The sequence below is a fragment of the Pseudophaeobacter flagellatus genome, assembly GCF_021228235.1.
GTDB lineage: Bacteria > Pseudomonadota > Alphaproteobacteria > Rhodobacterales > Rhodobacteraceae > Pseudophaeobacter > Pseudophaeobacter flagellatus.
The window spans coordinates 166,544-186,578 of record NZ_JAJQRG010000002.1; the positions used below are offsets into that span (position 1 = coordinate 166,544).

At 56.9% G+C, this 20,035-nt stretch carries 19 protein-coding genes; 8 read left to right on the top strand and 11 right to left on the bottom strand.

Annotation, left to right across the window (positions count from 1 at the left end; translation table 11 throughout):
- Positions 1–2: 2 nt before the first annotated feature.
- On the bottom strand, positions 3–644 hold the full coding sequence (locus tag LRK71_RS04295) for a hypothetical protein (RefSeq protein WP_232401357.1): 642 nt from the start codon (positions 642–644) through the stop codon (positions 3–5).
- Positions 645–866: 222 nt separating this feature from the next.
- Here LRK71_RS04295 and LRK71_RS04300 point away from each other — a divergent pair, with 222 nt between their 5' ends.
- The 3 genes from LRK71_RS04300 to LRK71_RS04310 all read left to right on the top strand — a co-directional run bounded on the left by LRK71_RS04300 (position 867) and on the right by LRK71_RS04310 (position 2,956).
- Entirely contained in the window at positions 867–2,093 is a 1,227-nt protein-coding gene (locus LRK71_RS04300) for an argininosuccinate synthase (RefSeq protein ID WP_232401359.1), read from the top strand.
- Positions 2,090–2,548, top strand: a complete 459-nt coding sequence (locus LRK71_RS04305; protein WP_232401361.1) for a DUF1810 domain-containing protein — start codon at positions 2,090–2,092, stop codon at positions 2,546–2,548. Before LRK71_RS04300 ends, LRK71_RS04305 begins: the two co-directional genes overlap by 4 nt.
- 123 nt (positions 2,549–2,671) lie before the next feature.
- Entirely contained in the window at positions 2,672–2,956 is a 285-nt protein-coding gene (locus tag LRK71_RS04310) for an SCP2 sterol-binding domain-containing protein (protein ID WP_232401363.1), read from the top strand.
- 75 nt (positions 2,957–3,031) lie between these two features.
- Here the strand turns inward: LRK71_RS04310 and LRK71_RS04315 are convergent, their stop codons facing one another.
- The 4 genes from LRK71_RS04315 to LRK71_RS04330 form a co-directional block, all read right to left on the bottom strand.
- Complete coding sequence (locus LRK71_RS04315) at positions 3,032–3,745, bottom strand: sulfotransferase-like domain-containing protein (protein ID WP_232401365.1); 714 nt, start codon at positions 3,743–3,745, stop codon at positions 3,032–3,034.
- The gene (locus LRK71_RS04320) at positions 3,745–4,653 is read right to left on the bottom strand and encodes a D-amino acid aminotransferase (protein WP_232401367.1); all 909 of its coding nucleotides are present in this window, start codon (positions 4,651–4,653) and stop codon (positions 3,745–3,747) included. The genes LRK71_RS04315 and LRK71_RS04320 overlap by 1 nt, the downstream gene beginning before the upstream one ends.
- Positions 4,654–5,170: 517 nt before the next feature.
- Positions 5,171–6,043 carry a ribokinase gene (locus LRK71_RS04325; RefSeq protein ID WP_232401369.1) on the bottom strand — a complete coding sequence of 291 codons (873 nt, stop codon included), beginning with the start codon at positions 6,041–6,043 and terminating at the stop codon, positions 5,171–5,173.
- A gap of 5 nt (positions 6,044–6,048) precedes the next feature.
- Positions 6,049–8,304: an NADP-dependent malic enzyme gene (locus LRK71_RS04330; RefSeq protein ID WP_232401371.1), complete on the bottom strand. Its 2,256-nt coding sequence runs from the start codon at positions 8,302–8,304 to the stop codon at positions 6,049–6,051.
- A gap of 168 nt (positions 8,305–8,472) precedes the next feature.
- Here LRK71_RS04330 and mutS point away from each other — a divergent pair, with 168 nt between their 5' ends.
- Positions 8,473–11,091, top strand: a complete 2,619-nt coding sequence (gene mutS / locus LRK71_RS04335) for a DNA mismatch repair protein MutS (RefSeq protein WP_232401968.1) — start codon at positions 8,473–8,475, stop codon at positions 11,089–11,091.
- A 99-nt stretch (positions 11,092–11,190) separates the two neighbouring features.
- Here mutS and LRK71_RS04340 read toward each other — a convergent pair whose 3' ends face one another.
- Both LRK71_RS04340 and hrcA read right to left on the bottom strand, forming a co-directional pair.
- On the bottom strand, positions 11,191–11,754 hold the full coding sequence (locus LRK71_RS04340; RefSeq protein WP_232401373.1) for a nucleotide exchange factor GrpE: 564 nt from the start codon (positions 11,752–11,754) through the stop codon (positions 11,191–11,193).
- A 10-nt stretch (positions 11,755–11,764) separates the two neighbouring features.
- Positions 11,765–12,829 carry a heat-inducible transcriptional repressor HrcA gene (gene hrcA, locus LRK71_RS04345; RefSeq protein ID WP_232401374.1) on the bottom strand — a complete coding sequence of 355 codons (1,065 nt, stop codon included), beginning with the start codon at positions 12,827–12,829 and terminating at the stop codon, positions 11,765–11,767.
- Positions 12,830–12,970: 141 nt separating this feature from the next.
- Here hrcA and rph point away from each other — a divergent pair, with 141 nt between their 5' ends.
- Genes rph through LRK71_RS04365 form a run of 4 tightly spaced genes read left to right on the top strand, consistent with a single transcriptional unit; the run spans position 12,971 to position 15,819 of the window.
- Positions 12,971–13,684 (top strand): ribonuclease PH, encoded by a 714-nt coding sequence (gene rph / locus LRK71_RS04350; RefSeq protein WP_232401375.1) that lies wholly within the window; start codon positions 12,971–12,973, stop codon positions 13,682–13,684.
- Positions 13,681–14,295, top strand: coding sequence for an RdgB/HAM1 family non-canonical purine NTP pyrophosphatase (rdgB, locus tag LRK71_RS04355; protein WP_232401376.1), 615 nt, complete (start codon positions 13,681–13,683; stop codon positions 14,293–14,295). The genes rph and rdgB overlap by 4 nt, the downstream gene beginning before the upstream one ends.
- Positions 14,288–15,442 (top strand): radical SAM family heme chaperone HemW, encoded by a 1,155-nt coding sequence (gene hemW, locus LRK71_RS04360; protein ID WP_232401377.1) that lies wholly within the window; start codon positions 14,288–14,290, stop codon positions 15,440–15,442. Before rdgB ends, hemW begins: the two co-directional genes overlap by 8 nt.
- 23 nt (positions 15,443–15,465) lie before the next feature.
- Entirely contained in the window at positions 15,466–15,819 is a 354-nt protein-coding gene (locus tag LRK71_RS04365; protein WP_232401378.1) for a YbaN family protein, read from the top strand.
- Here LRK71_RS04365 and LRK71_RS04370 read toward each other — a convergent pair whose 3' ends face one another.
- Genes LRK71_RS04370 through mnmG form a run of 4 tightly spaced genes read right to left on the bottom strand, consistent with a single transcriptional unit; the run spans position 15,820 to position 20,027 of the window.
- Positions 15,820–16,719, bottom strand: a complete 900-nt coding sequence (locus LRK71_RS04370; protein ID WP_232401379.1) for a ParB/RepB/Spo0J family partition protein — start codon at positions 16,717–16,719, stop codon at positions 15,820–15,822.
- 14 nt (positions 16,720–16,733) lie between these two features.
- On the bottom strand, positions 16,734–17,543 hold the full coding sequence (locus tag LRK71_RS04375; protein WP_232401381.1) for a ParA family protein: 810 nt from the start codon (positions 17,541–17,543) through the stop codon (positions 16,734–16,736).
- The gene (gene rsmG / locus LRK71_RS04380; RefSeq protein ID WP_232401383.1) at positions 17,536–18,156 is read right to left on the bottom strand and encodes a 16S rRNA (guanine(527)-N(7))-methyltransferase RsmG; all 621 of its coding nucleotides are present in this window, start codon (positions 18,154–18,156) and stop codon (positions 17,536–17,538) included. The genes LRK71_RS04375 and rsmG overlap by 8 nt, the downstream gene beginning before the upstream one ends.
- On the bottom strand, positions 18,153–20,027 hold the full coding sequence (gene mnmG / locus LRK71_RS04385; protein ID WP_232401385.1) for a tRNA uridine-5-carboxymethylaminomethyl(34) synthesis enzyme MnmG: 1,875 nt from the start codon (positions 20,025–20,027) through the stop codon (positions 18,153–18,155). Before mnmG ends, rsmG begins: the two co-directional genes overlap by 4 nt.
- Positions 20,028–20,035 lie beyond the last annotated feature (8 nt).

Below are 20,035 nucleotides of genomic sequence, written 5' to 3' on the forward strand. Positions count from 1 at the left end.
GGTTACAGCGACCGCCCCTGGATACTGATGCCATAGATGGTAGTCAAAATGCTGATCCCAACCATGCTATAGGCCCATTGCAACGCCGCAATCACCGCCAACCCCAACGGGATGCTTAGGGGCAGCAGCACAAAGGCCGCAATCGCGCCAATGGCAACGGCAGAAACGGCCAGGAACAGTACCGCCATCAAAACAGCGCCTGAAATCTGCGCGGTGGCCTCCCAGGCCTCTTTCACGCCCAGATTTTCACCCAGCGCCGCAGCTGGCAACAAGGGCGACAGACGGTAAAACATCCAGATAGCCACAACAACCAGCGCAAACATCAGCACGAAAAACACTGGCATCAGGTTATAGGTCACCATCCCGATCACAGCCCCAGCAATGCCAACAAACAGCCCAATGCCAAGGCCCAGCAAAACTGCGGTGAAGAAATAGGAAAGCATGCGCATGCCATGAAACGGCGGGATGGGACCGGGTACCTCCTCTAGCAGTACATAGCGATGCCAGGCGACGGCCACCCAGACACCGGCAACGGCCATGGCCAACTGCAACAAAATATCCGCGCCTTTTACCTGTTGTGCTGCGCCATAATCTCCGCTGACCTCAGCCGAGCTGCCAAAAATGAACCCCAAAACGGTGATCAAGATCAGCGGCCAGGAAATTTTGACCGCATCACTAAAATTATGTTTCAGTAAGAAAACTGAATGTGAAAAAATCTTCCAACCTGTCACGGCCAATACCCCACGAAAGAACTGCATATATTTTGTCACGTTATGCGAGTGCATAAGAAAGGAAAACCCCGCCAAACCTTGCCCTCGCGCGTGAAACCCGGTATCGGCCAATCGATCTGACTGAGAGGAAATTCCATGTCCGCGCCCAAGAAAGTTGTGCTGGCCTATTCCGGTGGCCTTGATACCTCCATCATCCTGAAGTGGCTGCAGACCGAATACGGCTGCGAAGTTGTCACCTTCACCGCCGATCTTGGCCAGGGTGAAGAGTTGGAGCCCGCCCGCAAAAAGGCTGAGATGCTCGGCATCAAGCCTGAAAACATCTATATCGAAGACGTCCGCGAAGAATTCGTGCGCGACTTTGTCTTCCCAATGTTCCGCGCCAATGCCGTCTATGAAGGGCTCTACCTGCTGGGCACCTCAATCGCGCGGCCGCTGATCTCCAAACGTCTGGTGGAAATCGCCGAAGCCACCGGTGCCGACGCCGTCGCCCATGGGGCCACCGGCAAGGGCAACGACCAGGTGCGCTTTGAACTGGCCGCCTATGCGTTGAACCCCGATATCAAGGTCATCGCCCCCTGGCGCGAATGGGATCTGACCTCGCGCACCCGCCTGTTGGAATTTGCCGAAGCAAACCAAATCCCCGTGGCCAAGGACAAGCGCGGCGAAGCCCCCTTCTCGGTGGATGCCAACCTCTTGCACACCTCTTCCGAGGGCAAGGTGCTGGAAGACCCCGCCGAAATGGCGCCCGACTATGTCTATCAGCGCACGGTTAATCCCGAAGATGCACCAGACACACCCGAATTCATCGAAATCGGTTTTGAAAAAGGCGATCCCGTCTCCATAAACGGTGAGACCATGTCGCCCGCCACCGTGCTGACAGCGCTGAACGAATATGGCCGCAAGCACGGTATTGGCCGCCTCGATCTGGTCGAAGGCCGCTTTGTCGGCATGAAATCGCGTGGCATCTACGAAACCCCTGGTGGCACCATCCTGCTCGAGGCCCATCGCGGTATTGAATCCATCACCATGGACCGGGGTGCGATGCATCTCAAAGATGAGCTGATGCCAAAATATGCAGAACTCATCTACAATGGATTCTGGTACAGCCCCGAACGCGAAATGCTGCAGGCCGCAATCGATGCCAGCCAGGGCCATGTCACCGGCACCGTACGTCTCAAGCTCTACAAAGGCATGGCCTCGACCGTTGGCCGCTGGTCCGATCATTCGCTCTATTCCGAGGCCCATGTGACCTTTGAAGAAGATGCCGGCGCCTATGACCAGACCGATGCCGCGGGCTTTATCCAGCTCAACGCGCTGCGCCTGAAACTTCTGGCAGCCCGTGATCGTCGGTTGAAAAAATGAGCGACTTTGACGACATAAACGGTGATTTCGAGGATGATTTCGAAGAAGAGCTGGAGATGTTTGTCGAGGCCCAGGATACCGTTTGGTCGGATGTCCTGGCAGAGCTGAGTGCGGGTAAGAAGACGGGCCACTGGATGTGGTTCGTCTTTCCCCAGCTGGCCGAACTGGGCCAGTCACACATGGCGCAGCTCTACGGTATCGAAGACCTGGCAGAGGCCACCGCCTATCTGGGTCACGACACTCTGCGCGCCCGCCTGGTTGAGGTCAGCCAACTGATGCTGTCCCATCAGGGGCAAGAGGCCGCCAGCATCCTTGGGGCAACAGATGCCAAGAAGCTGCGCTCTTCGATGACATTGTTTGCCGCGGTTCCCGGCGCACCTGATGTCTTTGCCGAAGTTCTGGCAACCTTCTTTGCCGCCAGCCCCTGCGACATGACCCTTCAAGCGATCGCCTAAACGGCGAAACAGGCTCTAATCCTGGGAATTTTTCCTTTTGTCCTACCCTTGCCGCCTCGTCAGGCTTGCCAGCTATCGGGGGCAGGCCTATCCCTTTGCGTGACAGTCCAAGGGGGCAATCCGATGGTGCTACAAGACATTGCAGATGGCATATCTGACGGGCTTCACGGGAAGACCGTTGAGGGATCGCTGAAATTTGACTGTGGCAAGGATGGCGTCATCATTCTGGCCGATGGCAGCGCTACAACAACTGATCGCGACACCGATTGCACCATCAAACTCACCCGAGAGAATCTGATAAAGCTGCTCTCAGGCAAGCTGAACCCGATGACCGGGGTGATGATGGGCAAGCTGAAAATTTCAGGCGATATGTCCATCGCGATGAAGCTGGGGAAACTGATCGGCTGACGCGCTTCATCTTACCATAAATACCTTGGGGGCTTTGCCCCCAGGCGCGGGGGGCAAAGCCCCCGCAAATACCTTTCAGATCTTTTGCGCCTTCATCGCCTCATAATAAGGCAAAGCAGCATCCAATACTGGACGCAGGTCATCAGGCACGTGCGGCAACGGGCCTTCGGCACCGGCAAAACCCGTTGAATTCCACACAGCACCGTACCAGACGGGGGCCCAGACACCATCATCCGGGTGGCCGCCCTTGGGCCAACTCAGCATCTTTGGCGAAGGCGGCAAGCCAATCGCATCACAGAGCTGCGCCAGCTTGGCGCCAGGGTCTTCGCGAATGTCGTGACTATCCACCACCACCGGCACCTGTCCCCAACTTTGACACAGCTCAAACAGCTCTGCCTGTTGGCGAAAGCCGATGTCATCCAGCGTCGGGTTCTCCCGTTTCGCCGCATAAGAGGCGATGACCCGTGCCGGATGGCGGATCAGAAATACGTTAGTGACCTCACGCATCCAATCCCGCGGCACCCCGGCGATCATGTGCTGGGTCATATGCTTTTGATAGAAATAGGGCCTGGCCGCAGGCACTGGTCCCAACAGGGTCTTTGCCACGGCCTTGGCATCCTGTGGCTGGCTTTCCAGGATTTCTGCCTGCATCGGATGTGTCAGGCCCGTCATGGCCAGATAGGCCGCATAGAAGGGTTCATCCACCACCGCGCAGTCACCACGGTTGCCAAAGGCATACATCATCGCCGTCGACAGGTTGCGCGGGCCGGACCACATGGCGATCCGCATCAGGCGCACTCCGCTTCAATCATGTCCTTGTACAGCGCACGAATACGCTTGGTCACGGGTCCCATTTCACCGCTGCCGATCTGGCGGCCATCAATATCCCCCACAGGGGTCTGCGCGCCAAAGGTCCCGGTCAAAAAGGCCTCATCGGCGCCATAGGTATCCACCAGCGAGTAGTTGCGTTCAAACACGGGAATATCATTGGCGCGGCATAGGTCGATGACCTTTTGCCGAGTAATTCCATTCATGCAGTAGTCCCCAGTCGATGTCCAAACGGCACCGCCACGCACGATGAAAAAGTTGCAGGCATTGGTGGTGTTCACAAAGCCGTTCACATCCAGCATCAACCCCTCATCCGCACCAGCCTTTTCCGCCGCAATGCAGGCCAGAATACAGTTCAGTTTGGAATGGGAATTCAGCTTTGGATCCTGGGTCATCGGCAGTCCACGCAGATGCGGCACCGTTGCCAGCCGGATGGGGCGCGGCAGGTTGGGTTTGGAATGTTCCATGATGATCACCATGGTCGGCCCCTGCTGCGACAAGGACGGATGCTGGAACGGCCGCGTCTTTACCCCCCGCGTCAGCATCAACCGTGCGTGGGCATCTGTGGTCATGCCATTGGCCTTTTGTGTCTCTAATATGGCATTTTTCACGCCATCTCGGTCCAAACCAATGTCCAGATCAATCGCTTTTGCGGCCTCGAACAGGCGATCAAGATGGGCGTCAATAAAGGCCCATGTGCCATTATACAGCCGCAGCCCTTCCCAAACCCCATCGCCCAGCATGAAGCCGCTGTCATAAACGCTGACCGTGGCCTCGGCCTTGGGCACGATTTTACCATTCAGATAGATCAGGATCTCTTCGTTGCGCTTATCTTCTGCAGCCTGATGGGTGCTCATCTTTTCTGACATGGTATCCTCCGTTTGACGGCACGCTAGAAGGATTGGATCCAATTTCCAAGCGGTAACTTGCTCTCACCTCTGCGTGAGATTCGATGTCACCGGGTTGCAGCAATACCGCTGCCGCCGCAGAGTGCAGAAATACTGCAAGATGGAGGGCGCAATGCCCCAGTTGAATACTCTGAAACCCATCGCGCTGGCCCTCTTTATGGTATTGGCTCTGGTGCTGCGCAGCCATGAGGCTAAGCCCCAGACAACAGAGGCATGGACCGTCGTAGGTAGCTGTTTCTGGTGCGTTGAGAGCCTTTTTTCATCGGTGCCCAGCGTCATTTAGAGCCTGTCGCGTGCATGATCAGTCACGCAACACGCTATACCCATTCTATTTTACGCACCATGTTCTAGGGTCGGGCCACCACCAAAGGCTATTACCAAGCCTATGAGGCCGCCCATGGGGCCAGCCCCCTCTTGCGCCCAGGCGCAATTCACCCCCGGGATATTTCAGGCCAAATGAAGACGCGGCAGATCTGCGTCAAAAGCGAGCGTTCTGCACCTCTTTCAGATTGGGAATCACATCAGCTGTGCCGTGGCGCATCACCATCAGAGCACCTGCCCGAGCCGCCAGCGCCAGAGCCTGCGGCATGGGCAAGCCGCGATCCAATGCGGACAGAACATAACCCGTGAAGGTATCGCCGGCCCCGGTGGTATCGACAGCTGTGACTGGCAGGGCGGGCACATCCTGCACCTGGGACGTCGTGCTGCTATAATGACGCGCCCCACGGGCCCCCAGCGTGACAATCACATCCGCAATGCCAAACCCATCGGGCGCCTTGCCGGTGGCCTGCTGCAACTGCTGTGACTCGACCTCGTTCAGGAACAACAGATCGAGAAAGGGGAGCAGGGCCTGCACCGCCTTTGCGTCGAACGGGGCGGCAGCATAGGCCACCTTCAGACCTAGATCTTGTGCCATCTGCGCCGCCTCGGCCTGCATGTTTGTTTCATTTTGTAGCACCAGCATGTCGCCAGCATTTGCAGCGCTCAGCGCTTGACCGATCTGATCCTGGCTGATGGCCCGGTTGGCACCGGGAAACAGGATGATCTGGTTTTCACCAGACGGCTCCACAGCGATTATGGCATGGCCGGTGGGTTGGCCGAGACTGGCGATATGGCGGGTATCGACGCCATATTCCATCAGCCGTGCCACCGCCCAGCCGCCTTCGGGGCCGACCGCGCCGATGTGATGTACCACCGATCCGGCACGGGCGGCAGCGACCGACATATTGGCCCCCTTGCCGCCCAGAAACTGGTCTAGCCCGGTTGCCGCGAGAGTTTCACCTGCGCCGGGTAGGTGCGGCAGGGTATAGACCATATCTGCATTGATGGATCCGAGGTTCCATATTGCCATGTGATCTACCCGATATTGCAGGCCGCCAGAACGGCCATGTTCAGCACATCATTGGCGGTAGAGGTGGTAGAACAAATCTGGATTGGTTTATCCACGCCAGAAAGAATGGGGCCAACAACGGTGGCGCCGCCCATTTCCTGCATCAGTTTCACCGAGATAGAGGCCGAGTGCCGAGCCGGCACGATCAGAATATTGGCCGGACCAGTCAGGCGCTGGAAGGGATAGGCTTCTTGGGCGGCGGCGTTGAGCGCCACATCGACGGTCATCTCGCCTTCATATTCAAAATCCACCCTGCGGCGGTCCAGCTCGGCTGGGGCCAGGTGCATTTTTTCAGCCCGCTCCGAAACCGGGTAGCCAAAGGTTGAAAAGCTGACAAAGGCCACCCGAGGATCAAGCCCCATATGGCGCGCCACACCGGCAGCACGTTCGGCAATATTAGCCAGGTCGTTTTCATTGGGCCATTCATGCACCAAGGTATCGCCGATCAGCACGATCCTCCCCTTGTGCAAGAGCGCCGTTACCCCGGCGGCGCCATGGCTACTGTCAGCGTCAAACACATGGTTGATCTGATCCAGAATATGCGCCGATTTGCGTGTCGCACCTGTCACAAGACCATCACCATGACCATGGGCCAGCATCAGGGCTGAAAACACATGCCGGTCACGCCCGACCAGGCGGTGCACATCCTTGCGATCAAAGCCTTTGCGCTGCAAGCGCTTGTAAAGAAAGTCTTTGTAGACATCAAAATGCGCAGTGTTGGCAGCATTGACAATCTCAAGCTCGCGGACGGCATCGCCGAGACCGGCGGCTTCCAGCTTTTGCTTTACGTCGTCATTGCGCCCCACCACCAGCGCCTTGCCAAAACCAGACCGCTGGTAGTTGACGGCGGCGCGCAGCACCCTTGGATCATCCCCTTCGGCAAAGATCATCCGGCTTTGCGCAGAACGCGCCCGTGCATTGAGACCACGCAGGATAGAGGCAGTCGGATCCATCCGACCCTTCAGGCCAACCTCGTAGGCCTCCATATCGATAATGGGGCGGCGCGCAGCACCGGTATCCATCCCTGCCTTGGCCACGGCAGGTGGAATGCGGTGGATCAGACGCGGATCAAAGGGTGTGGGGATGATATAGTCGCGGCCAAAGGTCAGAGATTTGCCATAGGCCAGCGCCACCTCATCCGGCACGTCTTCGCGCGCCAGTGCGGCAAGTGCATGGGCGCAGGCGATCTTCATTTCGTCATTGATGGCGCGGGCGTGGATATCCAGCGCGCCCCGGAACAGATAGGGAAAGCCCAGCACGTTGTTGACCTGATTGGGATAATCAGACCGTCCGGTGGCCACAATGGCATCAACGCGCACCTCGTGAGCCTCTTCCGGGGTGATTTCCGGGTCGGGGTTGGCCATGGCAAAAATGACCGGATTGTCAGCCATGGATTTGACCATATCCTGGGTCACCGCACCCTTGACCGATACGCCAAGGAAAACATCGGCACCCTCCATCGCCTGTTCCAGGCTCCGCAGGTCTGTGGTCACGGCATGGGCCGATTTCCACTGATTCATGCCCTCGGTCCGGCCCTGATAGATCACACCCTTGGTGTCACATACGATGCAGTTTTCGTGCCGCGCGCCCATGCGTTTCAGCAGTTCGATGCAGGCAATACCAGCCGCCCCTGCCCCATTCAGAACGATGCGCACGTCTTCGATCTTTTTACCCGAAATATGCAGCGCATTGATCAGCCCCGCCGCACAGATCACCGCTGTGCCGTGCTGGTCATCGTGGAACACCGGAATATCCATCTCTTCCTTGAGCTTCTGCTCAATGATGAAACATTCAGGTGCCTTGATATCTTCGAGGTTGATGCCGCCAAAAGTTGGCCCCATCAGACGCACGGCTTCGATGAATTTATCCGGGTCTTCGGTGTCCAGCTCGATATCAATCGAATTCACATCGGCAAAGCGTTTGAAGAGAACAGATTTGCCCTCCATCACCGGTTTCGACCCTAGCGCGCCAAGATTACCAAGACCCAGAACCGCCGTGCCGTTTGAAATTACCGCCACAAGGTTGCCCTTGTTGGTATAATCATAGGCGGTTTCAGGGTTGGCCGCGATCGCCTCGCAGGGGACCGCAACACCGGGCGAATAGGCCAGCGACAGATCGCGCTGCGTCGTCATCGGAACGGTGGCATTGATCTCCCATTTCCCTGGCGTTGGATCCAGGTGAAAGGCGAGGGCTTCTTCATCGGTGATCTTTGCTTTGGGCATCGTATCCGTCGTTCTTTTTCCAAGGGGGCTGGAACTTCATAGCCCAGCCGGTGGGTTGCCACAACGACTATACGTTTTCACCTTTCGTCGCAGGTCGGCGGTTTGTATGGTCACCCCGACAAACCCCACCCCGATACGCGGAGATCTCTCTTGGCCACAGTCACGCCGATGATGGCGCAATACCTCGACATCAAGGCACAATATCCGGATGCGCTGCTGTTTTACCGGATGGGCGATTTCTACGAGATGTTTTTTGACGACGCGGTCAATGCCGCTGAAGCGCTGGATATCGCCCTGACAAAACGCGGCAAGCACAACGATGAGGATATCCCGATGTGTGGTGTGCCGTTTCATGCCGCCGAAGGCTATCTCTTGACGCTGATCCGCAAGGGCTTTCGCGTGGCGGTGGGTGAACAGCTGGAAACCCCGGCCGAAGCCAAGAAACGCGGCGGCAAATCGGTGGTCAAACGCGATGTGGTCCGGCTGGTCACCCCCGGCACCCTGACCGAAGATTCCCTGCTGGAAGCGCGGCGCCATAACTTTCTGGTGTCCTACTGCGTGTTGCGCGACGAGGCAGCCCTGGCCTGGGCCGATATCTCCACCGGGGATTTTCACGTCATGCCGATCAGCCAGCTGCGGCTGTCCCCAGAACTCGCCCGCCTTGCACCATCAGAACTGATCGTCGCCGAGGGTCCCTCCTATGACTCAGCAGCCCCCCTGGCCAGTGAATACAAGATCCCCCTGACCCCGCTGGGCAAGGCCAGTTTTGACAGCACCGCCGCAGAAAAGCGCATCTGCAATCTGTTCTCCGTCAGCGCACTGGATGGTTTCGGCACTTTTTCCCGCGCCGAAATTTCCGCCATGGGGGCGCTGATCGACTATCTGGAAATCACCCAAAAGGGCAAGTTGCCACTGCTGCAACCGCCGCAGCAGGAAGTCCAGGATCGTGTGGTGCAGATTGATGCCTCTACCCGCGCTAGCCTTGAACTCACTCGCTCTCTTTCAGGTGGGCGGGCGGGATCGCTGCTCGCCGTGATCGACCGCACCGTCACCCCCGGCGGCGCCCGCTTGCTGGAACAGCGGCTCTCCAGCCCTTCGCGCAGCCTTGATGTAATCAATGCCCGCCTGGCAGCACTGGATTTCATGGTGGACCGCGACCAGCTCTGCGATGAGCTGCGCACCGCCCTGCGCAAAACCCCAGATCTGGACCGCGCCCTGTCGCGCCTGGCACTGGATCGTGGTGGGCCCCGTGATCTGGCCGCAATCCGCAACGGATTGGCCCAGGCAAGCGCCATAGCCGCGTCCAATCATAGCCAAGAGCTACCGCCGCTTATTGCCAGTGCAACCCAGGATCTGACTGGCTTTGACGCCCTGCTCGATCTGCTTGACAGCGCCCTGATTGCGGAACCACCCCTCCTGGCCCGCGATGGTGGTTTCATTGCAGTCGGCTATGACGACGGTCTGGATGAGGCCCGCACCCTCCGCGATGAAGGCCGCTCTGTCATTGCCACCATGCAACAGACCTACGCCAGTGAAACGGGCATTGCCTCGCTCAAGATCAAGCACAACAATGTGCTGGGCTATTTCATCGAAACCACCGCAACCCATGCGGACAAGATGCTGTCGCCGCCGCTCACTGACAAATTCATCCACCGTCAAACCACCGCAAATCAGGTGCGCTTCACCACGGTAGAACTCAGCGAGATCGAAACCCGCATCCTCAACTCTGGCGGCCGCGCGCTAGAGATCGAAAAACGGCTCTATTCCAGGCTATCTGCGGCAGTTATGGATCAGGCAGCCCGGCTTAACACCGCAGCGCGGGGCCTGGCGGAACTGGATCTTGTCTGCGCCCTTGCCGATCTGGCACGGGGCGAAAACTGGACCCGCCCCAAGGTCGACACCTCGCGCGCCTTTGACATTACCGGTGGGCGTCACCCAGTTGTGGAACGTGCTCTGCGGCAACAGGGCGGCGATGCATTTGTCGCCAATGACTGCAATCTCAGCGCCACAGATGGCGCCGCTGTCTGGCTGCTGACCGGCCCCAACATGGCCGGTAAATCAACCTTTCTGCGCCAAAATGCCTTAATTGCCCTCCTGGCCCAGATGGGCAGCTATGTGCCATGTGAAACGGCCCATATCGGGTTGATCAGCCAGCTCTTCAGCCGCGTCGGGGCCTCTGACGATCTGGCCCGTGGCCGCTCCACCTTCATGGTCGAAATGGTCGAAACTGCCGCCATACTCAACCAGGCTGACGACCGCGCCCTGGTCATTCTCGACGAAATCGGCCGTGGCACCGCCACCTATGACGGGCTTTCCATCGCCTGGGCCACCCTCGAACACCTGCACGAGGTGAACCAATCGCGCGCCCTCTTTGCCACCCACTACCACGAATTGACCCAGCTCTCGAACACGCTCAGTGGTGTCGAAAATGCAACCGTTGCGGTCAAGGAATGGGAAGGCGAAGTGATTTTCCTGCACGAGGTCACCAAAGGCGCCGCCGACCGGTCTTATGGTGTTCAGGTCGCACAATTGGCTGGCCTGCCTGCCAGCGTTGTCGCCCGGGCCCGCGATGTGTTGAATATGCTGGAAAAGGGCAGCCGCGAAGGTGCCGGGGCCAAAATCCAAATCGACGACCTGCCGCTTTTTGCCGCCGCCCCAGCCCCACAAAAATCAGCCCCAGCGGGCCCTTCTCCAGTGGAACAGCTGCTGTCAGAAATTCACCCGGACGAGCTCACACCACGTGAAGCCCTGGACCTGCTGTACCATCTGAAAGACACAGGAAAATAGCCAAAGGCGGCCCCACAGAGCCGCCTTTGCCTTCATCTTACAAAAAATACCTGCGCCGCAGGCCGGCCCCAGCGGGGCCGTAAATTTCGAATTCTGCGATCAACTCGCCGGTGTCGAAGACACCCCAACCTGCGCGGGGCGCAACAACCGGTCATGCAACATGAAACCCTCGGCCGAGACCTGAATGATATCGCCAGCTTTGGTGCCTGGCACCGGCGCTTCGAACATTGCCTCATGCAGCTGCGGATCAAATCGATCGCCGATCTGTGGCGATACAATCCGCACACCGTGTTTCTCAAACACGCCAACCAGTGCCCGCAAGGTCAGCTCAACACCTTCGATCAAGGCAGAGGCAACTTCCTTCTGCTCATCAGTGGTGGATTCTACCGCACGTTTTAGATTGTCAAAAACCGGCAACATGTCCCGTGACAGTTTTGACCCCCCGTACTGTTCGGCCTCCCGGCGTGCCTTGTCACCGCGTTTACGGGCATTTTCCGCATCGGCCAGCGCCCGTATAAAGCGGTTCTTGTATTCGTCACGCTCCGCTCGCAGCTCATCCAGCTCAATCGCAGCATCGTCCAATTCAGCCATCTCCGATGCCAGCTCTTCCGCTTCGACATTTTCGATGTCGTCCAAAAAATCGTCGTTTCTGGGCTCTGCCATTTTTTCACCTCTAGCTCCGGTCAGATAGTAACCGTCCAACCAGTTGCGCCGTGTAATCCACAATCGGCACAATCCGTCCGTAATTCAGGCGGGTCGGGCCAATCACGCCAACCGCGCCAATGATCTTTCGATCCGAGTTCATATAGGGAGACACCACCAAAGAGGAACCCGAAAGTGAGAAAAGTTTGTTCTCAGAACCGATAAAAATGCGAACGCCCTCGCCATCTTCGGTCAGCTCCAGGAATTCGGCAATATCTTGCTTGCGCTCCAGGTCATCAAACAGGCTGCGGATCAGATCCAGTTCCGCCGGCACGCCCCCCTCCCCCAAGAGATTCGCGCGTCCGCGCACGATCAGCCGCGCCTTATCCGCATCATCTGCTTCCCAAGCCGCCAGACCGCTTTCGATCATTTCCTGCGCCAATACGTCAATCTCTTGGCGGCGGGCGTCGATTTCCTTTTGCATATCGCGCCGCAATCCGCCCAGGGTACGCCCCTCGATCAGTGAATTCAGAAAATTTGCTGCCTCGCGCATAGAACTGGGCGTCTGCCCAGGCGGCGGGGAAAACAAACGATTTTCCACATGTCCATCGGAAAACACCAGAACCACCAGCGCCCGATCCTGCGCCAGGGACACAAACTCGATATGGCGCAGCTCGCTTTCCTGCTTTGGCGTCAACACCAGGGATGCGCCCTGCGTCACCCCCGACAGCGCCGATCCAACCCGATCCAGCATACCGCCGACATCGCCACCGTTCTTGCCCAGGGTCGCATCGATCTTTGCACGGTCGCGGGCTTGTAGATCTTCGACCTCCAGCAACCCGTCAACAAACATCCGCAGCCCCATCTGGGTTGGAATACGCCCGGCGCTGACATGCGGGCTGTTAAGCAACCCAAGGAATTCCAGATCCTGCATCACATTGCGCACCGTCGCGGCGCTGACCTTTTCGTTCAAAGATCGCGTCAAGGTGCGGCTGCCCACAGGCTCACCGCTTTCAAGATAGCTTTCAACAACCGTCCGGAACACCTCGCGGGAACGATCGTTCATATCACTTAGTATTTCTTTGGCATTTGTCATCAGCGGTTTTACGGTCACATTCTGCGGTTACGGGATCCCCTACCCAATTTGCATTAAAGAGCGATAGGGGAAAAGGTCAATCATGCTTGCATCCCCGCGCCCCCGGCGGCTATCCGAAGGGCAGCAATAAAAGGATAGCCCATGCGACCTTCTAACAGAGACCTGAACGAAATGCGCCCCGTGTCGATCGAGACCGGTTTCACCAAACACGCCGAAGGCTCTTGCCTGATCAAGATGGGGGAAACCCATGTTCTGTGCACCGCCACCCTGGAAGAGCGCGTGCCGTCCTTTATCAAGGGGTCCGGGCTGGGCTGGGTGACGGCGGAATATGGCATGCTGCCCCGCGCCACCAATACCCGGATGCGCCGCGAAGCTGCTGCCGGCAAACAGGGTGGCCGCACCGTGGAAATCCAGCGCCTGATTGGCCGGGCTCTGCGCGCCGGGGTTGATCGCGTTGCCTTGGGAGAACGCCAGATCACCATCGACTGTGACGTGCTGCAGGCCGATGGCGGCACCCGCTGCGCCGCAATTACCGGCGGCTGGGTCGCCCTGCGCCTTGCCGTCAACAAACTGATGAAGGTCGGCGACGTCAAAATCGACCCGCTGATGGATCCTGTTTCCGCCATCTCTTGCGGCATCTACGCTGGCCAGCCAGTGCTTGATCTGGATTATCCGGAAGATTCCGAAGCCGGCGTTGACGGTAACTTCATCATGACCGGATCGGGCAAACTGATCGAAGTTCAGATGTCGGCAGAGGGATCGATCTTTTCCCGTGACCAGATGAACCACCTGATGGATCTGGCAGAAAAGGGTACGTCAGAGCTGGCCGAAATGCAAAAGGCAGCCTGCGCATGACCCGTAAATTTGAGGGCGACCAGATTCTGGTCGCCACCCACAACGCCGGTAAACTGCAGGAAATCACCGAGATCCTGGCGCCCTTTGGCGTCAAGGTCATCGGCGCCGCCGCGATGAACCTGCCCGAACCGGACGAAACCGAAGACAGCTTTGTCGGCAACGCCCGGATCAAGGCCCATGCCGCCGCCAAGGCCACCGGCCTGCCCGCCCTGTCAGATGACAGCGGCATCACCATCGACGCGTTGGATGGCGCCCCTGGTGTCTATACCGCCGATTGGGCTGAAACAGGCAACGGTCGCGATTTCATGCGGGCCATGGCCCGCGCCAATGATGAAATTACCGCAAAAGGGCCGGATGCCCCCCGCAGCGCCCAGTTCCGCTGCACCCTGGTTCTCGCCTGGCCTGATGGCCATGACGAAGTGTTTGAGGGTGTGATGCCCGGAACACTGGTTTGGCCCATTCGCGGCGAAGGCGGCTTTGGTTATGATCCGATGTTCATGCCAGACGGCTATGACGTGACCTGCGCCCAGATGGCCAAGGAAGAAAAGAACCAGATCAGCCACCGAGGCCGTGCCGTCAGCGCCTTTGTCAAAGGCTGTTTCAGTGGATGATTGGCGCCAGGGGGGGTTTGGCCTCTATGTGCATTGGCCCTTTTGCCAGGCCAAATGCCCCTATTGCGATTTCAACAGTCATGTCACCGCAAATGTTGATCAAAAACGGTGGGTTAGCGCCTATCTGAGCGAGCTGAAGCGCTGCGCGCCACCATTGTCAGGGCGGGTGCTGAATTCTATCTTTTTCGGTGGTGGCACGCCGTCTTTGATGATGCCGGAAACCGTCGCCGCCGTAATCGAAGGCGCACGTGAAATCTGGCCTTTTGCCAATGACATAGAGATCACCCTGGAAGCAAACCCAGGCTCGGTCGAGGCCGGGCGCTTTGTCGGCTACCGTGATGCCGGGGTAAACCGGGTCTCTATGGGCATTCAGGCCCTGAACAACGAAGACCTGCGCCGCCTTGGTCGGCTTCACTCTGTTGCCGAGGCCCGCGCCGCGTTTGACATTGCCCGCAAATGTTTTGACCGGGTCAGCTTTGATCTGATCTATGCCCGCCAGGGTCAGGATCTTGCCCATTGGCAGGCAGAGCTAACCGAGGCCCTGTCGATGGCGATTGATCACCTGTCGCTGTACCAGCTGACGATCGAGGAAGGCACCGCCTTTGGTGATCGCTACGCCCGAGGCAAACTGCGCAATCTGCCCAGCGATGACAGCGCCGCCGATATGTATCAGGCCACCCAGGACATCTGCGGAACCCACGGTATGCCTGCCTATGAAATATCAAACCATGCCCGTCCCGGCGAAGAATCACGCCACAACCAGATCTATTGGCGCTATGGTGACTACCTTGGCATCGGTCCCGGCGCCCATGGTCGGCTGACGCTGGATGGCCAACGCTACGCGACAGAGACCCACCGCGCACCGGGGGCCTGGCTCCAGGCTGTCGCGGCAGGATCCGGGGAAAGCCTGTGCCAGCCCCTGCCCCGTGAAGATACCGCAATCGAATACATGATGATGTCGATGCGCCTGCGCGAAGGCATGAATATTCCACGCTATAGCGCCCTGGCCGGAAAGGATTTGCCCCTGGCGCAGGTTGCGCATCTGGTAGATTTAGGCATGGTAATCAGGACAGATCAGATACTATGCGCCACCGATCAGGGCCGCGCGGTTCTGAATGCGGTGCTCAGAGAGCTCTTGGTTGACTAAGCTTGCAAGGATCGGACAGATTGATGCGCCTTCTCTATGCCACTCTTGCGTGCCTGTCTTTGATGCTGGCCTTGATCGGGGCTATCTTACCGCTGCTCCCGACGGTGCCCTTCCTACTGTTGGCCACCTTCTTTTCGGCAAAATCATCGGAACGGCTGCACAATTGGCTTCTTACCCATAGGGCCTTTGGTCCGATGATCCAGGATTGGCAAAGCAGCGGCGCCATTCGACCCGCCGCAAAAAAAGCGGCAACCCTATCGATTGCCGCCGTCTTTCTTGTGTCTCTGTTCTTTGGTGCGCCGGTCCATGTTCTGGGCATTCAAGCCGTCGTTCTGACAGCAGTGTTGACCTTTATCTGGACCCGCCCAACAGCCTGATTACTTGCTCAGGATGTTGCAAATCTCATCCAGCTGATCAAGCGTCTCATAGCTAATGGTCACCGAACCGGATTCGCCCCCCGATCTGTGATCAATAGAGACCTTCATCCTCAGGATTGCCGAAAGATCGCCCTCCAAGGCCTTGGTATCAGCGTCTTTTTCACCTGACTTTGCCGACCGTTTCGGCGCAGAGGTTTGCAGCCCCGCCGCATCCTTTTTCACCAGTGCCTCGGTTGCGCGCACTGACAGGCCACCCTTGACGATTTTAGCTGCAAGATCAGAGGCATTATCCGACGTAATCAAAGCCCGCGCATGACCCGCCGATAGCTTTCTTTCGTGCACCAGGGTCCGCACATCCTCTGGCAGATGCAACAGGCGTACAAGGTTGGCGATATGGCTACGGCTCTTGCCAAGGGCCTCGGCCATTTTTTCCTGCGTATGGCCAAAACGTTCCATCAGCTGCTTATAGCTATACGCCTCTTCCATCGCGTTCAAATCAGAGCGCTGGATGTTTTCGATGATCGCAACTTCCATCATCTCTACATCAGAATAGTCCCGGATCAGTACCGGAACTTCGTGCAGCTGGGCTGCCTGGGCGGCACGCCAGCGTCGCTCCCCCGCGACGATTTCATAGATATCTCCATCGCGGGGTCGCACGATCAAGGGCTGCAAAACGCCCTTTTCCTTAATCGAGGCGGTCAGATCATCCAGATCTTCCTGCAAAAACTGCCGACGTGGCTGATCTGGGTTCGCAATCACCTTTTCGATTGGAACCAGGACTTCTGCATTGCGCGGCGTCTGCGGCCGGGATTCGGTGCTGACCGGATCAGGATTTACATCCGCCATCAAGGCGGACAGCCCACGGCCCAGCCCACGGGGTTTGTTTCTCTTATCTGACATGTCTTACTCCGTGCTCAGGCCGCAATTTGTTGGTTTTTAGAGATCAACTCAGCTGCCAGGGCACGATAGGCCTTGGCCCCAAGCGAGTTGCTATCATAGTTCAGCACCGGCAAAGCATAAGATGGCGCCTCGCTGACCCTGACATTACGCGGGATCTTGGTTTCAAAAACCAGCTCTCCCAGGTTTTCGCGCGCGTCCTGCTCAACTTGTTGAGACAGGTTATTGCGGCGGTCGAACATGGTGAGAACCACACCTTCGATCCGCAACCCGGGATTCGCCGACTGCCGGACCTCTCGAATCGTCAACAACAGCTGCGACACCCCTTCCAAAGCAAAGAATTCACTTTGCAAAGGAATCAGCACAGAGTGCGAGGCGACCATCGCATTCACGGTCAAAAGGTTAAGAGAAGGTGGACAATCGATCAGAATGTAATCCCAATCATAATCATCCATGGCTGTCTGCCGCAGGGCATCATGCAAAAGAAAACTGCGCTTTTCATTGGCAAACAGTTCAATATCAGCCGAGCTAAGATCAACAGTTGCGGGGATAACGCAAAGATCTTCAATCTCTGTTGTGCGAATGACCTCACTCAGTGGGGCATCATCTACCAACAAATCATAGGTTGTAGAATCACGATCAGCACTGTCGATGCCCAATCCGGTAGAAGCATTCCCCTGCGGATCCAAATCAACGACCAAAACGCGCAAACCTGTCTCGACCAAGGCTGCAGCCAGGTTGATTGCCGTTGTTGTTTTACCTACTCCACCCTTCTGGTTTGCAACCGCGATGATTCGTGGCCCCTCCGGGCGGGATAAATCAGGCACGAGTGACTCCCTTGATTTTCAGAATAACTGCTTCACTTTCAGTCAAACTTGTAATCGGTTCAACATCAAATCGCCACCGTAAGGCTGCGTTATCCACTTCTTTTTTCCAGCTTGCGCCTTTTGGAAACAGGGCTGTGCCCTGCTCTGCCAGATGTCGTTCAGCAAATTCCAATAGAATATCAAGATCGGCGACAGCGCGAGCAGATAGGATATCAGCCTTTTGCGCCGGAACTTTTTCAATGCGTTCATTCAAAATCGTTATGTCGATACCACACTCTCGCGCTGCACTGCGCAAAAAGGCCGTTTTCCTCTGATCGCTTTCAATCAAGGTGACCTTTGTTTTCGAATCGCGCTCAGCCGAGAGAATCCCAACGATAATACCGGGAAATCCGCCACCACTGCCAATATCCAACCAGGTTTTGACTGATTCTTCGGCGCAGTCAAAGACCTGTATTGAATCAGCAATATGTCGTTCCCAAAGAAAAGGCAGGCTATTTTTTGAAACCAGGTTGATGCGAGGGTTCCACTTTAGAAGGATCGTCTCAAAGATCTCGAGCCGTTCCAATGTTTCACGTGAAACATTGAACTGATCTAGTATCGCCTTCTGGTTCATCCTGCCTTCTCCTGCAGTTTTTTTTCGCGCCGCAACCGCGCCAAGACAAGAGCAAGCCCAGCGGGTGTCATCCCATTGATTCTACTGGCTTTTGCTAGAGTTTCAGGTCGCGCAAGCGTAAGCTTTTGCTGCAGTTCAGATGACAGGCCATCAATCACGCTATAGTCAAAATCAGGCGGAATTCGATATCCTTCGTCGCGTTTCACTGCGGCAATTTCCTTTTCCTGGCGGGCGATATAGTGGACGTAGAGCGCATCACGCTCCAGTTGGCGCCGGGTAACGTCATCCGCGTCAGCACATACCGGCAACAGGGGAATAAGGTCACTAAAACTCACATCCGGGAAGGCCAAGACTTCATAGGCAGTTCGCTTGTTTCCATCTTGATTGACGTAAATTCCTGATTCTGCGATTTGTTTTGGTGTAAAGACATTCTCTTCCAAAATCTGCCGCGTGGCTTCAAGATGCTCCATCTTCTTACCAAATCGCGCCGCCCTCTCATCTGAAATGCAGCCCAACGAGACAGCCAGAGGCGTAAGACGTTGATCAGCGTTATCCGCCCGTAATGACAGGCGGAACTCTGCCCGCGAGGTGAACATCCTATAGGGTTCTGTCACGCCATGAGTTGTCAGGTCATCAACCATCACGCCGATATAGCTGTTGGCGCGTCCAAATAGGACCGGATCCTTGCCAAGGCACTGCGCGGCGGCATTCAAACCTGCAACGAGGCCCTGCGCAGCGGCCTCTTCATAGCCAGTGGTACCATTGATCTGGCCGGCCAGGTAAAGACCGGGAACATCTTTCAACGATAGATCAAGCGACAGCGCGCGCGGATCGATATAATCGTATTCAATTGCGTATCCTGGTTGCAGAATTTCTGCCTGTTCCAAGCCAACAATAGATCGGACATAATCTTGCTGCACATCTACCGGTAGGCTAGTCGAAATTCCGTTGGGGTAAACCGTGTGGTCTGTCGCGCCTTCGGGCTCCAGAAAGATTTGATGTGAGGTCTTATCCGCAAAGCGAATAATCTTGTCTTCGATAGAAGGGCAATAGCGCGGCCCAACCCCATCTATGTGACCGCCATACATGGCAGATCGAGAGAGATTCTTGCGAATAATCTCATGCGTGTTTTCATTGGTATGGGTGATACCACAGACGACCTGCTTGGCTGACAACCCTTTGGTCATAAAAGAAAAAAATGTCGGATCATCATCTCCTGGCTGACCTTCCAGGATATCCCAGTTGATCGTCCTGCCATCCAGGCGCGGCGGGGTACCAGTTTTCAACCGCCCCATAGGGAGAGATAAACTGTCTAGACGTTCCGCCAGTTTGACCGAGGGGCGATCCCCCATGCGACCACCGGGTTTGGACACGTCACCAATATGAATAACGCCGCGTAGAAAGGTACCTGTGGTCAGGATAACCGCCTCGCAGTGAATTTCGCAGCCATCCGCCAAGCACACCCCGGCAACGCGAGAACCCGACATAATAAAGTCAGTCGCTTCACCTTCGATGATGGTCAACCTATCCTGAGATTCTGTCGCTTTCAGCATCTCTCGCCGATAGATACCACGGTCTGATTGAGCCCGCGGCCCCTGCACTGCTGGGCCCTTTCTCCGATTGAGCAATCTGAACTGAATACCGGCCAGATCCGCGACCCGCCCCATCACGCCATCCATGGCGTCAATTTCTCGGACCAGATGCCCTTTACCTAATCCGCCGATCGCGGGGTTACAGGACATTACGCCGATTCCATCTTTGGTCAATGTCACCAAGGCTGTGTGCGCCCCCATGCGGGCGGCGGCATGGGCGGCCTCGGCGCCGGCATGTCCACCACCAATGACAACAACATCAAAATCTGAATGTTTCACGTGAAACA